The 13287-nt window shown below is 70.1% G+C and carries 15 protein-coding genes and 1 pseudogene; 8 read left to right on the top strand and 8 right to left on the bottom strand.

Translation table 11 applies throughout. The features are described from left to right. Positions 1–2 precede the first annotated feature (2 nt). From LJ657_RS20085 to LJ657_RS20075, 3 genes are read right to left on the bottom strand one after another with little or no spacing between them, the layout of a single operon-like run. Positions 3–1238 carry an MFS transporter gene (locus tag LJ657_RS20085; RefSeq protein ID WP_232650054.1) on the bottom strand — a complete coding sequence of 412 codons (1236 nt, stop codon included), beginning with the start codon at positions 1236–1238 and terminating at the stop codon, positions 3–5. A gap of 19 nt (positions 1239–1257) precedes the next feature. After that, the gene (locus LJ657_RS20080; RefSeq protein WP_232650052.1) at positions 1258–1788 is read right to left on the bottom strand and encodes a DinB family protein; all 531 of its coding nucleotides are present in this window, start codon (positions 1786–1788) and stop codon (positions 1258–1260) included. Beyond that, positions 1776–2111: an FAD-dependent oxidoreductase gene (locus LJ657_RS20075; RefSeq protein ID WP_232650050.1), complete on the bottom strand. Its 336-nt coding sequence runs from the start codon at positions 2109–2111 to the stop codon at positions 1776–1778. The genes LJ657_RS20080 and LJ657_RS20075 overlap by 13 nt, the downstream gene beginning before the upstream one ends. A gap of 23 nt (positions 2112–2134) precedes the next feature. Here LJ657_RS20075 and LJ657_RS20070 point away from each other — a divergent pair, with 23 nt between their 5' ends. The 5 genes and pseudogenes from LJ657_RS20070 to LJ657_RS48140 all read left to right on the top strand — a co-directional run bounded on the left by LJ657_RS20070 (position 2135) and on the right by LJ657_RS48140 (position 5472). Continuing rightward, positions 2135–2332 (top strand): type 2 periplasmic-binding domain-containing protein, encoded by a 198-nt coding sequence (locus LJ657_RS20070; protein WP_232650049.1) that lies wholly within the window; start codon positions 2135–2137, stop codon positions 2330–2332. Positions 2333–2506: 174 nt separating this feature from the next. Next, positions 2507–2635 (top strand): annotated as a pseudogene (locus tag LJ657_RS49350) (AraC family transcriptional regulator); the annotation flags it as partial. A 261-nt stretch (positions 2636–2896) separates the two neighbouring features. Then, entirely contained in the window at positions 2897–4246 is a 1350-nt protein-coding gene (locus LJ657_RS20060) for a GH25 family lysozyme (RefSeq protein WP_232650048.1), read from the top strand. 24 nt (positions 4247–4270) lie between these two features. Continuing rightward, positions 4271–4687 carry a hypothetical protein gene (locus LJ657_RS20055; RefSeq protein ID WP_232650047.1) on the top strand — a complete coding sequence of 139 codons (417 nt, stop codon included), beginning with the start codon at positions 4271–4273 and terminating at the stop codon, positions 4685–4687. A gap of 35 nt (positions 4688–4722) precedes the next feature. Continuing rightward, positions 4723–5472: a D-Ala-D-Ala carboxypeptidase family metallohydrolase gene (locus tag LJ657_RS48140; protein ID WP_269786685.1), complete on the top strand. Its 750-nt coding sequence runs from the start codon at positions 4723–4725 to the stop codon at positions 5470–5472. A 60-nt stretch (positions 5473–5532) separates the two neighbouring features. On the opposite strand, the gene LJ657_RS20040 is transcribed toward LJ657_RS48140, so the two are convergent. The 4 genes from LJ657_RS20040 to LJ657_RS20025 all read right to left on the bottom strand — a co-directional run bounded on the left by LJ657_RS20040 (position 5533) and on the right by LJ657_RS20025 (position 8810). Further along, positions 5533–6531 (bottom strand): helix-turn-helix domain-containing protein, encoded by a 999-nt coding sequence (locus LJ657_RS20040; protein WP_308117062.1) that lies wholly within the window; start codon positions 6529–6531, stop codon positions 5533–5535. 138 nt (positions 6532–6669) lie between these two features. After that, positions 6670–6891, bottom strand: coding sequence for a helix-turn-helix domain-containing protein (locus LJ657_RS20035; protein ID WP_232650045.1), 222 nt, complete (start codon positions 6889–6891; stop codon positions 6670–6672). Beyond that, positions 6891–7382, bottom strand: a complete 492-nt coding sequence (locus LJ657_RS20030) for a DUF2975 domain-containing protein (RefSeq protein WP_232650044.1) — start codon at positions 7380–7382, stop codon at positions 6891–6893. Before LJ657_RS20030 ends, LJ657_RS20035 begins: the two co-directional genes overlap by 1 nt. Positions 7383–7445: 63 nt before the next feature. Then, complete coding sequence (locus LJ657_RS20025; protein WP_232650043.1) at positions 7446–8810, bottom strand: pyridoxal phosphate-dependent decarboxylase family protein; 1365 nt, start codon at positions 8808–8810, stop codon at positions 7446–7448. A gap of 132 nt (positions 8811–8942) precedes the next feature. Here LJ657_RS20025 and LJ657_RS20020 point away from each other — a divergent pair, with 132 nt between their 5' ends. From LJ657_RS20020 to LJ657_RS20010, 3 genes are all read left to right on the top strand, one after another. Next, positions 8943–9434 carry a MarR family winged helix-turn-helix transcriptional regulator gene (locus LJ657_RS20020; protein ID WP_232650040.1) on the top strand — a complete coding sequence of 164 codons (492 nt, stop codon included), beginning with the start codon at positions 8943–8945 and terminating at the stop codon, positions 9432–9434. Positions 9435–9791: 357 nt separating this feature from the next. Beyond that, positions 9792–11102 carry a hypothetical protein gene (locus tag LJ657_RS20015; RefSeq protein WP_232650039.1) on the top strand — a complete coding sequence of 437 codons (1311 nt, stop codon included), beginning with the start codon at positions 9792–9794 and terminating at the stop codon, positions 11100–11102. A gap of 107 nt (positions 11103–11209) precedes the next feature. Then, positions 11210–12568 carry an SMI1/KNR4 family protein gene (locus LJ657_RS20010; RefSeq protein ID WP_232650037.1) on the top strand — a complete coding sequence of 453 codons (1359 nt, stop codon included), beginning with the start codon at positions 11210–11212 and terminating at the stop codon, positions 12566–12568. Between the two features lie 367 nt (positions 12569–12935). On the opposite strand, the gene LJ657_RS20005 is transcribed toward LJ657_RS20010, so the two are convergent. Continuing rightward, complete coding sequence (locus tag LJ657_RS20005) at positions 12936–13184, bottom strand: hypothetical protein (RefSeq protein WP_232650036.1); 249 nt, start codon at positions 13182–13184, stop codon at positions 12936–12938. Between the last annotated feature and the right edge of the window lie 103 nt (positions 13185–13287).

Raw genomic sequence — 13287 nt, 5'->3', positions numbered from 1 at the left:
CGTCACCGACTGCTCGCGGTGGCGGCGACGGCAGGGAGCACGGCGAGGGCCAGAACGCCGCCGGTGAGGGCGAGGACGGGGTAGCCGGCGGCGGCCACCACGAGACCGGAGGTGAGGCCGCCGGTGGTGCCGGCGATGGCGATGGACACGTCGACCATGCCCTGGGTCCTGGCACGGGTGGCCAGCGGTACGGCGTCGGTGATCATCGCGGTACCGGAGACGAGGCCGAGGTTCCAGCCCAGCCCCAGCAGGGCGAGTGCCAGGGCGAGCAGCGCGACGGAGTCGGCGGGCGCCGCGGCAGCGGTGATTCCGGCGGCCAGGAGGGTGAGGCCGGAGGCGGCGGCGATGAAAGTCGGGCCATATCGGTCGACGAGCCATCCCGTCAGCGGTGAGGGCAGGTACATGGCGCCGACGTGGAGGGCGATGACGAGGCCGGACGCCGCGGTGCCGTGCCCGTGGTCGTGCATGTGCACCGGGGTCATCGTCATGATCGCGACCATGACCAGCTGGGTGAGGATCATCGTCAGCGCGCCCGGTATCAGCCCCGGCCCGCGAGTCTTCGGCGCCGGGGTCTCCGTAACCTGCTGGAGGTCGAGGCTGCGGGCGAGCAGCAGGGGGTCGGGGCGCAGCCGGACGGCCAGCACGAGGGCGGCCAGCGCGTACGCGGCGCCGGAGAGCAGGAAGGGCCCGGCCAGGGTGGGAATGCCGAGGGCGTCGGCGAGGCGGCCGGCGGGCGCCGCGAGGTTGGGGCCGGCGACTCCGCCGAGGGTGGTGGCGACCAGGACGGTGGAGACGGCGCGGGCGCGGTGGGCGGGGGCGGCGAGGTCGGCTCCGGCATACCGGGCCTGGAGGTTGGTGGCCGTTCCGGCGCCGTAGACGAACAGGGCGATGAACAGCAGTACGGGGCTGTCGGCGACGGCGGCGGCGATGACGCCCGCGCTGCCGACGGCGCCGGTCAGGTATCCCGCGGCCAGGCCCGGCCGTCGCCCCCTGGCCTGGGAGATACGGCCCACCGCGACGGCGGCGAGAGCCGAGCCGGCGGTGAACAGGGCGCTGGGCAGCCCCGCGAGGTCGGTGGAGCCGAGCATGTCCTGCGCGAGCAGGGCTCCGACGGTGATCCCTGCCGCGAGCCCCGCCCCGCTGAGGATCTGGCTGCTGACCAGGACGGCGAGGACACGGCGCTGTGCCTCGGCCCGCGGGGATGTACCGGCGGTGGTGTCCGGGGCGGTGCTGGTCACGGGTGGGTCTCTCCTCGGGCTACAGGATGTCGACGACGAGATAGCCGTCGACACGGCGCAGGTGCTCGCTGTCGGGGTCGCACGGGAGTGCGTGGCCGAGGTCTCCGGCACGGACCTCGCTGATCCACTGGTCGTGCTGGTACTCGTGGTTGATGAGCGAGGTCAGCAGGTGAGCGGCCACGATGGTGAGTTGGGTGGGGGCACCGACCCGGCCGGCGGCGATGTCCCCGATGCGGGCGTGGACGCGTTCGGCGACGGTCTCGCGGAACTCGGCGAGCCGTTTGACCGTGGGCAGTGTGCCGCGGAACTTCTCCGGGTTCGCCGAATCCATCAGGACTTCCAGCTCGGGGTCCGGGCTGGGCTCGGCCGCGGTGAGGTTGCGGATCATGAAGTGGGCGACATGGGCCTGGTGGCCCAGGTGCCAGCCGATGGCGCTGGAGTTCTCGTGCGGGCGCCAGGTCACCTCGTCCGGCGTGAGGTCCTTCCACAGGTCGTCGGTGTAGGCGCGGGCACGGTCGTACTCACGCAGCAACGCGTCTACCGGGAGCATGAGTTCACCTCTTCTTCTGTGCTCAGGGATTCTTCTGTGCTCAGGGATTCTTCCGTGTTCAGGGACGCCGTCACCGCTCGCTCGGCTGCGGCGAGGGCGCCCTCGATGTGTCCGGCGCACCGGGTGGCCGTCTCGGTCGACGCCCAGTGCAGCCTGCCGTCCAGCGCGGGCCCCTGGAAGAGGGGGTGGCCGAAAAGGGAGTAGTCGGTCGGGCGAAGCACGGCGGGTGGAGCGGTCCACTGCTCGCCGCTCCAGTCCTGGATGTGGAGCGTCTCTGGCTCGTCGGCGGCAAAGCCGAAGAGCTGGGTCAGCTGGGCGGTCACCGCCTGCTCGAAGGTGGGCGCGGATGGGCGTGGGCGCCGCGCTGCTGCCCCAGTCCGAGATCACACGCGAACACGGCAGTTACCGCCCCCTGGTGGGGGCCGGGGCTCCCGTGGAAATCGCCTATGAGGCCGTCTGGGACAACGACACACCTCTCGCGGCCGACCTGGAGGACTTCGTCGCGGCTCTCACCCGGCATGTCGGTGAGGGCTCCGGCAATTGACAGAGGTTATGGCTCCATGGCTCTCACCCGTTCACGAGGATCGTCCGCAGGAATCCAGGTCGGGGATATATCGCGGATGTGGCGCCACTCCAAACCATTCCGGCACGACGCGATGAGGAGTTGAGGAAGCCGCCGTACTCAGGAGCAGAAGTCGGCGATGGTGGCGGTGAGTGCGTCGGTAAGGTGGTTCAGCGAGGCGGGTTCGTCCGCCCTGCGCACTTCAGTCGGGCGTTCCGCGCCCGCTACGGCATGTCCCCACGTGAGTGGCAGGCCCTGGTGGATGAACCCGGCGGCTCTGCGTGAGGGTTTCCCTCCTGAGCAGACCATGCGGACCATGACGTACTCCGCGCACCGCGGTTGAGCCCTGCTGCGCCTCCCCGTCGAGCTCCCCCTCCACGGTCCGTGTCCCAACATCATCCCAGCGGTTAGCCGTCATCGCAGGTCACGGGCGTCTGGATGTCCCCGCGTCCCAATCCGGGGCGGGAGGATCCGGCCTTCGGGACGACCGCTGCCAGCATGATCCGCGCCGGGGCTCCCGGCCACTCACACGAGGGGGATCAGCCGATGGGAAAGAGGACGGCGCTGCTGCGGGGACTGACCCTCACCGCAGCAGCGGTCCTGCCCCTGTACGGGCCGACGGCCGTGCAGGCGGCAGGGTCCGCGGTCACCGCTGTCGCGGTCTGCGGGCACACGAGCGCACAGCCCACGCTGCAGCCGGGATCGACGGGGGCCTCGGCGGTCGAGGCGCAGTGCGAGCTCAATCTGGCCACGAAGCCGAGCCGGTACACGCCGATCGCGGCGGACGGCTCGTTCGGGCCGGCGACCGAGACGCGGGTCAAGGAGTTCCAGCGCTGTGCCGGGCTCGGCGTGGACGGTGTGCTGGGCCCCCAGACCTGGACGGCGCTGAACGCCTGGGCCGCGCAACCTCACACCTGCGCGACCAAGGGCACGTCGACCACGGCGCAGACGACCGTGTGCGGCCACACCGACACACGCCCGACCCTGCGAAAGGGTGCGACCGGCGCTGAGGTCAAGGAGGTGCAGTGCCGTCTGAACCTGGCCATGGAGCCGTTCCACTATCCGCCGCTCGCGATCGACGGCGACTTCGGGGGCGGGACCGAGGGCCGGGTCATCGAGCTGCAGCACTGCGCGGGACTCGGCTCGGACGGCGTCGTGGGCCCCAACACCTGGGCGAAGCTGGTGGACTGGTCCAGCCGTAACACGTACTGCACGCCACCGCGGCCCGCCGGCTACGCGATCGACGGCCTGGACACGGCCAAGTACCAGCACCCCGGCGGCGCATCGATCGACTGGAAGGCCGTACGGGCCTCGGGCGTCGAGTTCGCGACGGTCAAAGCGACCCGGGGCACGAACATCACCGACGAATACCTCGCCACCGATCTCGAGGCGGCCAGGGCGGCGGGGCTGGCCGTCGCGCCCTACCACTTCTACACGGGCTCGTCGCCCGACACGGGTGCCGCGCAGGCCGACCGGTTCGTCGCCGCGGTGCGGGCGACCGGGTACACCGGGCAGCGCGCGGGCGACCTGCCGCCGGTCTTCGACCTGGAACGCATGGACGACGGCACCGGCCGCTGTCCCACCTACGGCACGGTGGACGACACCAAGGCCTGGCTCGACAAGGTGGAGGCGGCCTTCGGACGCACTCCGATCATCTACACCCAGAAGTCCTTCCTGGACGATTGCATGGGTTCGACCACCGCCTTCTCCCGGTATCCGCTGCAACTCGCGGACTACCGCCAGTCGATCACCCAGCCGCCGCTGCCGAACGGCTCGACGACGTGGACGATGTGGCAGTACACCGACGCCGCGCTGTTCCCGGGCATCCAGGCACCGGCGACCGGCGACGTGTTCAACGGCAGTCAGGCCGACCTGGACCGTCTGGCCAACCGCTGATCCCGCCCGGGACAGGAGACCACCATGATCCGCAAAGAGGCAATCGCCGCCGCCCTGTTCACCGTGGCCGCGCTGCCGGGCGTCGGCGTCGCGCCCGCCTCGGCACAGTCGTCGGCCGCCGCCGTCAGCTGCTACGGCGGCGCCAGGACCCTGACGTACCACTACAACCCGGCCGCCGTGGCGTACGGCACGTACACGGCATCCTCGAGGTGCAACGACATCAACCTGCGGCTCATCACGGACGAGCCCGGTGTGTTCCTGGACGCCTGTGTGGTGTTCGTCGACCACACCAGCAAGTGCAACAACGACGACGCGTACACGACGCACGGCACCGAGTGGGGAACCGTCGCCACCGACGTCGAGGACGGCACCCACTTCGTCCTGCGCGTGCACGCCTATGACACCGACGCGCAGAACGTCACGTTCCAGATCGCCTACTGACCTCTTTTCCACCACCGTTCCCCGAAAGGACGACGATGACCTCCTCCTTCCGTCCCCTCAACCGCCGCGCCATGCTGCGTGGCACGCTGGCCGCCGGCGCGGGCGTCGCGTTCGGTCAGCTGCTGTTCTCGGGCACCGCACAGGCCTATTCGTGGTCGCGCACCCTGGTCCAGGGCGACAGCGGCGCCGACGTGACCGAGCTGCAGATCAGGATCGCGGGCTGGGCGGCGGACAGCGCCAGTCACAGCCGGGTCGGAATCGACGGGGACTTCGGCCCGGGTACTGCGGCGGCCGTTCGCCGGTTCCAGACGGCGTACGGCCTCACCGCCGACGCCAGTGCCGGGCCGAACACCCAGGCGAAGCTCAACGCGCTGGAGCAGTCGGACGGCTCCACGCTCCACTTCGACTGGAGCGAGTTCGTGGACCAGTCGAGCGGCACCTTCGACGGCGGCAAGCTGAGCGCGTCGCAGGTGAAGGAGAACGTCCGCCGCTGCATGTACAAGCTGGAGGCGCTGCGCAAGAAGCTGGGCGACAAGCCGATCACGGTCAACTCCGGCTTCCGCAGCATCGCGCACAACGCCGACATCGGCGGCGCCACCGACAGCATGCACCTGTACGGCACCGCGGCCGACCTCGACGTGCCCGGCGTGGCCAACAAGACCGTCTACCAGAAGGCGGAGACCTGCGGGTTCTCGGGGCTGGAGAAGTACACCGTCGATCACCAGCACGTCGACAGCAGGGCCGACCTCGGGCGCGACTGGTGGTGGGAGAGCGGCACGATCTGACGCGCCACGGGGATCCGGGGTCTTCGGGTACCACGGGGGAGTACCCGGGGACCCCGGCGTTCAGCTCTTCGGTGAGTCCTTCAGCGCCGCCTGGCAGGAGGGCCAGTCGTGGAAGTCGTGCCGGACGCTCCACAGACGGTGGGCCGCCTTGATGTTCCAGTCCGGGTCGAACGCCCGCCGCGGTGTGCCGTCGAGCTCCCGCAGGCGGGCGTCGGAGATCTGGAACACGCCCCAGTTGCGGCTGCCGTTGGAGTTGGGCAGCACGTACAGGGGGTCGAGGAACGACGCGCAACGGGCGACGGCCACGGCGGTGCCCGGGTCCTCGACGAACACCGCACGGATCCGCTTCGCCACCTCGGCCGGCGACCAGGTCGTCATGCTCGCCTTCTGCGCGTAGAGCGCCTTCTTGGTGGCCTCGTCGGCCGCGCTCGTGGCCGGCAGACCCGCCAGTACCTGGAACGCGGTAAGTCGGCGCAGGGTCTCGGGCCCGAAGTCCCCGTCGACGGCGAGCGTGCCCTTCGCCCGCACCAGCAGGGTCTGAACCTCGCGCACGCACTCGTCGTGCTGCCCCATGCTCACCGACTTGCACGCCGGAGAGTCCAGCACCTTGTCGCCGGACGCCGACGAGGCATCGTCCGGACTGCCGCCGGGCAGCCACACGAAGCCGGCCACGAGCAGCACCGCGGCGACTGCGGCCAGTACCGCCGAACGGGAGGACAGCTTCTCGGGCATCCGGAACGGCCGCGGCCTGCCGGTCCCGTCGGGTGTGTTCTCCGGCGGGGTGACGTCGTCGGGCGCTGGGCCCGCCTCCCGGTCGGTGTCGGCCAGCGCCCACAGCCGGTGGAGTTCGCGAAGCTCCTCCGCACTGGCGCCGCACACCTTGGCGAAGGCGTGCACCACCCGGTAGTCCGCCGGGACGCTGAGGCCGGAGCAGTACCGGTGCAGACTGGAGCCACTGACCCCCGCCTCCTTGCCGAGGCGGTCGTAGCCCCGGCCACTGCGGTCCTTCAGCATCCGAAGGCAGGCGGCGAACTTTTCGGTATGCGGAGAGGCAACCACACATCCACCCTTGCTCAAGCCTCTGCTGACGGGGAGAAGCTACACGGCGTGAAGGGAGTGTGTATGCCCTTTCACTTCCGAATTTCGACCATCAACTACCTTTCTAATAACGGAACTTGCCACATACTCAACCTCAGGTCATCCGCCCGCGGCGTCCTCCGCCTCCCAGCGCAGCAGGTCGCCCGGCTGGCACTTGAGCACCTCGCAGAGGGCGGCGAGCGTCGCGAAGCGCACCGCCTTGGCGCGGCCGTTCTTGAGTACCGCCAGGTTGGCGGGCGTGATCCCCACGCGTTCCGCGAGCTCACCCACGGACATCTTCCGCCTGGCCAGCATGACGTCGATGTCGACGGCGATCGGCATCAGATCACCTCGTCCAACTCGGCCTGCATCTGCGCCGCTTCGACGTCTCGTGCGACGGCCTGGACGAGCAGCATCCGCAGGACGAGCACGATGAGCGCGACCCCCAGGACGGCCAGGCCGATCCCGGCCATGATGACGGTGACGCCCGGGTCGTCCCGCTGGCCCGGCGCGTTGACGCCCGTGACCGTGAACCACAGAAGGGCCGCCGCCACGATCGCACCGATCACCCCGTCCACGTACCGGAAGGCGGCATGGGAGAACACGGTTCCGCGTCGCACCATCGCCACCAGCCGCCATACGCAGACCAGGGCGACCTGGACCGACACCATGCCCAGGATGGTGATGACGCGCAGCGCGGTCAGCGGTAGCGACCCGTCCTCGGGGTCGCTCCCGGTGATCAGCACCCACACCATTCCCGCCTGCACGAACACGGTGCCGACGAGCACCACCACGAGCACGGCGCGAAGCGCACGCACTGCCAGCTTTCCCATGACACCACCATTCCATCGAGTTGCGATGGGAATCTATCGAGTATCGATAGGCGAATCAAGGGCTCAGCATGTCCGGGCCAGCTCCTCGACCCGGTTGTGCAGGTGCTCGACGTGGAGTTCGGACTCCGGCTTCATCAGGACGCTACGGAGGATCCGGGCGCCGTCGGCGTTCGCTGTGATCTTGGGATGGCGCGCGGCGAACGCCTCACGGCCGGCTTTCAGGGTGCTCACGAACACAGGGTCGGAGCCCGTCATCCCGTCCGCCAGGATGCGCGCGGATGCCGCGTCGATACCGCCGAGAGTCGCGGGATCGACGGCGGGGAAGTAGGTGACGATGTCCAACTGGGGCTGCTGGTAGAGCTCCAGAAGGTCGGAAGCCTCGATCAGGTCCGCCCACTTCAGGGCGGCTCGCCGGCCGGCCGCCAGGACCCGGCCGAGGCCGTCGGGGGTGGGCGGCAGGAGCTGGAAGGTGAGCCACAGGGCGGCCGCGGAGGCACCGGCGCGGGAGCATTCCAGGCTGATCTCGCCGAGGTGCAGCTCCGCGGAGGTGAAGTAGGTGTACGGCGAGTCGTGCAGGTAGAAGCGGCCCACCTCGGGATCGCGGAAGAGGACGGCTCCGCAGCCGTAGGGCTGCAGGCCGTGCTTGTGCGGGTCGACGACGACCGAGTCGGCCCGCGCGATGGCCCGCCAGGGCTCGGGCTGCAGCCCTTCGATGCCGCCCGCTCCGGCCAGGAGCGTGAAGAAGCCGCCGTACGCGGCGTCGACGTGGACGCGGACGCCGTACCGCTCGGCCAGCGGCAGGACGTCGTGGACGGGGTCGACGGCACCCAGTCCGGTGGTGCCGGTGGTGACGACGACGGTGCCCACCTGCCCGGTGCGCAGTACGTCCTGCAGCACTTCGAGGTCCATCCGCCCCTGCCCGTCGGTGCGGACGGGGTGGCTCGCCACACCCAGGACGTGACACATGCGGCCGTGGGTGTAGTGGGCGTCGGCGCTGTGGGCGATGCCACGGCCGGGGTGGAGTTGGCGGGCGACGAACAGGGCCTCGAGGTTGGCGATCGTGCCGCTGGTGGTGAGGTGGCCGAGGTGGGTGCCGTAACCGAACATCGCGGCGAGTTGCGCGACGACCTCGCGCTCCATCGCCGCGGTGGCGGGACCGCCGTCCAGGGCGTGGTTGTTGGGGTTGATCAGCATGGCGGTGAGGTAGCCGACCACCGCTGCGGGGTGCGGGGGCTTGAGCATCTGGCCGGCGTAGTGCGGATGGAAGAAGGGGTAGTTGTCCTTCAGCCTCTCGGTGAATCCGGCGAAGACCGACGCGAAGCGGTCGTCGTCCACCCTCAGGGACGGGTGGGGCCGGTAGGGATCGAAGGTGTCGGTCCAGTCCTGTATCGCCTGGGTGGCTCGGCCGAGCCAGTGCTGCAGGTCCACGTGGATCTCCCTCTCGCTCGCGGTGTGGGATCACCATAGGATTTAGCTGAGCAGTCAGCAATTGACTGCTCAGCAATTGAGACAGCAGTAGGTGAGACGGCAGTAGGTGAGAAGGCACTAAAATCGGCGGCGATGAACCCGACACCGCACCCCAGCGACGAAGCCGCGGCCCGTGCCGCCAACAGCCCGCTCGTGCGGGATTTCGGGCTGCTGATCAAATCCGCCATCCGCCTGGAACAGCGCATCGACAGCGCGCTGCGACAGGAGTGCGGGATCAGCCACACCATGCTGGAGGTACTGATACGCCTCTGCCGCCGCCCCGGCGAGGAGGTCTCCCAGCGGCAACTGGCCGACGACCTCACGCTCACCAGCAGCGGCACCACCCGCCTGATCGACCGCATGGAGGACGCCGGCCTGGTCCGTCGCGTACCGTCCGCGGAAGACCGGAGGGTGGCCCTCGTGGAACCGACCCCCGAAGGACGCACGGCGTTCCTGCGTGCGGCGGCCGTCCACGCCCAGGTGGTGGACAGGTACTTCGTCAAGCCCCTGGCGGCTGACGACTACACGCAGCTGACCGGAGCACTGGGCGAGATCGACAAGGCGCTGCGCGAAGACACGGGTTGAGATCCTCGTTGTCTCATCGACTCGTCGGCCGGGACCCGGCTGGATCGGGAGCAGACCCTGACCAGCGCGTTCGTGTCTTTCGGCGCTGTCGGGGCCTTCCCTGCTCGGTGGCGGAAAGTCCCTGGGAAGTCCCCATGAAAGAGGCACGCACTGCGTCGGGCCTTGACTCCCGCCGCGCCCCGATCAGGTTCCGGCGCTCCCCCGCCCTGAGCCGCAGCGGATCCGTCCGGGGCAGGCCGGTGAGTACGCCTTGGAGCAGGGGCCAGTCGCGGAATCCGCCGTAGCCGAGGCTGCCGCACACGGCACCCGCCATGACAACTTCCGGCATCACGTGTTCGATTTCAGTAGCGTGGAGGGATGAGAACAAGTAGGGGGAGGCTCGCAGTCGTCGCGAGCCTGGTAGTCGGCGCGGCCCTGATAGTGGGCGGCTGCGGCACGATCAGTGCAGGGAACACTGGCACGGCGGACACCAGCGCTGCGCAGCTCGGGTTCAAGGAGTATGCGGGCGCGGTGGACTACCCGTCGGTGACCGGCCCGCACGACAAGGGGTACGTGGCGCCCCGCGAGGGCCTGCGCCAGCTGGTGCCGCTGGGTGACTGTGCCCTGGGAGAGGGGACGTTCGCCAACGGGTACCGCTATGTGAACGTCAACTGGACTGGTTCCCAAGGCTGCACGAAGCTCTCGATCACCCCGAAGCCGGACGCAGCCGACGAAACCGACGTGCCGTACTCCATGCGCAGCGGCTGGCTCGGTGGCGGCCTGCCGGGCGACGTGGTGGTGCCGTGGGACGACGGTTCGCTGATCGGTGTCGGCGCCACGTTGACCCGCCGGGCGCCGGACGGCGAGCAGGTCCGGCTCGCCACGCTGCCGCTGACGTTCAACACCCACCCCGAGCAGGAGACCGCGGACGACGCCTCGGTGAACACCGCGGTGAAGGTCGGCTCGCTCCTGCTGATCGGCGGCGGCCAGACCGTCGACCACGTGGAGTCTCCGTACGTGTTCGCGTCCCACGACGCGGGCAGGACCGTGCGTCGCGTGCCGCTGCCGCCGATCGACGGTCGGCAACCGTCCACGCCCGTGGGCGACTTGGGTGTTCACGGCACGGAGGTCGTCGCCTTCGGCGCGGCGGCCACCAACGCCTACGACTTCCACCCCTCGGGCACGATCCCGTTCTGGCGCAGCGCGGACGGCGGCGCGCACTGGACGTCCGGCGACATCACCGGGACGCCACCCGGCACACAGGTGCACAGCGTCCTGTACGCCTCGGGCCACTGGCTCGCCATGGGCGGCTATGCCAAGGCCGGCGCCTTCTACGACTCCCTCCCTCTGGTTCTCACCAGCCAGGACGGCACCCACTGGACCCGGATGGACACTTCGGCGATGGGCACCGGCGTGATCACCGCCGCGACCGTCGACTCCGCGGGCCGCCCGGTCCTGGTCGGCTCGGCCCCCCGGCCCAAGTCCAGGCCGAACACCCGCACAGTGCTGTGCGGTTCCGTCTGGGTCGGCAACGGGACGGCCAAGGGCTGGAAACGCGGCGGCCTCGGCTGCAGCGAGGACCCCCCGAGCGCGGCGGTCACCCTCGCGGACGGGCGCGTGCTGATCGCGGGGAACCGGGACCTCTGGCTCTCCCGAAGCCCGGGGCCGGGGCACGGTCACAGGTCTTGATCTCATGCCGCGGCAGACGCGCGGAGCCGAGCCGGGCCGCGAACCCGTTGTCGTACCCCTGTGGTGAGGTGAAGTCAGACGGCGGAGAGGGAGAGGCGGAGGGGACGATGGGCGAGCGTACGGCGTGGCGGCCGTTTCTGGAGCAGTGGAGCGCGGAGTGGATCGCGGGGCACGATCCGGAGAAGGACGCACCGCTCGCGCAGGAGGTCGTAGGGGACGCCTGGCTCGGGTTCGCGCCGGCGAGAGAGGCCGAGGTCGTCGCGGCCGAGGCCCGGTTGGGGCGCCGGCTGCCGCCTTCCCTGCGGGAGTTCCTGCTGGTCACCAACGGGTGGCGGGACGCGGGCAACTTCATCTACCGGCTGGCGGGCACCGCGGAGCTGGAATGGCTGAGGGACACCGACGACCGCACCTGGATCGAGGTCTGGGAAGACCTCGCGGAGGATGACGTCGAGGAGGACGAGGACGGCGGGGAGGCATTCGGCATTCAGGAGGCGAAGGTCCTCGCCCGCTCCCTGCGCCTGTCGCTCGAGGGTGACGCGGCGGTCATGCTGCTCGACCCTGACGACGTTGACGAGGACGGCGAGTGGGCGGCGTACTGGCTCGCCTCCTGGTCCGGCGAGGGACCGGAGCGATACGCCTCCTTCCACGACCTCATGCGCCGGCAGTGGGTGTCCTTCCACGCCCTGCGCAGGCCGCCCGGCGCCACTCGGGACCACTGGGACGCGGAGGTCGAGCGGGCACGCTGCGAGGCGCTGTCCGGGGCGGTGGACGGCCCGCTGTCGGTGTTCGCCCACGCGCACGAGTACGGGCGGGAGCGGGCCGACGTGCTGAGCATGCAGATGAAGGCGATGCTCGGCGACTGGCGCGGGCAGATCGCGAACCTGATGTGGTACCGCCTGGGGAACGACGACCTCCTGCTCAGCCCGCTGTTCGCCGCTGAACTCCTGCCGCTCCTGGTCCGCCAGGACCAGCTCGCGCACCCCCACGACCTGCGGCCCCTGCCGCGGCTCAAGGAGTACGCGCCCCCACCTGTGCGGGCACTCGTCGCCGACTACGAAGCCCGGACGGCCGAGCCGGGCTTCCGGCTCACCTTCGGCGGACCGGAGTTCGACGCGGCCGTGCACGCCGTCGCCGACCGCCTCGCCGGACACCCGGCCTTCCAGGCTCCCGACGAGTCGCCGGTCCGTACGGGACCGATCGTCGTCACCCTGTACGCGGGCGGCGGACCGCGGCCCGAACCCGACCCGCTGTCCGACCCCGCCAAGGTGCGCACGGCCCGCGCGGCCCTGTGTGACGAAGCCTGGCCCGAACTCCGTGCAGCGCTACGCCTGTGGCGCCCGGTGTGCGAGGACCACATCGCTCCGATATCCCTGTTCGCCGATCCGGTCCTGGCCCAGCTGATCACCCCGGACCGCGGCCGCGAGATCCTGGCCGCGCCCCGAGGCACGGGGCCCGGCGTCCAGTAGTCCAGCGAGACTCCGACCGGAGCCGTCCTCACGGGAATTGGCCTTTGCGACCCCACCAGCGGACGTCTCTCCACCGGCTCCATCGCGGGCGGCACGTCGACGCGCACGGCCCGGCATCGCCGGGCCGTGCGCGGGCTGGTCACAGGTGCCGCGCTCGTCGGAGGCCCCGGAGACGAGCGCGGCTCACACCCTCCAGGGCAGCGGCTTCACGGGCCCACCCGAGGGCAGGCCCGCTACGCCGGATGTCGGTGGCGGGTCTCCCACCACAGAATGATCAGGGTCACCGCGCCGCCGCCGGGCTTGTACGCGGCGCGGTTCAGGAACTCGCCGGAGACGTTCGGGCGTCCCGTGATCGGCGACGAATTCGTCAGCTCGGCGCCTTCTCACAGGCCGCGTAGTGGTCGTTCGGCGCGCCGGCGCCGATGCAGTGGAGGTCGACGAGGGGCGTGCCGTTCGAGAGGATCAGGGCCTGCTGAGGGGCGTTGACGGTGACCCTGGATGACGAGAAGCCGTCTCCACCGGTGATGACCGTGTTCGTGTCGGCGGAAGCAACTCCTGCACTACCGCAGAAAGCGCTGAGGGCGATTGCCGTGATAACCGCGAACTTCCTGGACAACTCGATTCCTTCCTGAATTCACGCATGTGCACGCTTGCGTCCCAGGCGTGGCCGTGATCGTTCACCTTCCACCGGGGGGTCTTTTCCGGGAGCAGATATACAG

The organism is Streptomyces guryensis (assembly GCF_021261325.1).
Lineage (GTDB): Bacteria > Actinomycetota > Actinomycetes > Streptomycetales > Streptomycetaceae > Streptomyces > Streptomyces guryensis.
This window is presented reverse-complemented; position numbering and strand designations above follow the sequence as displayed.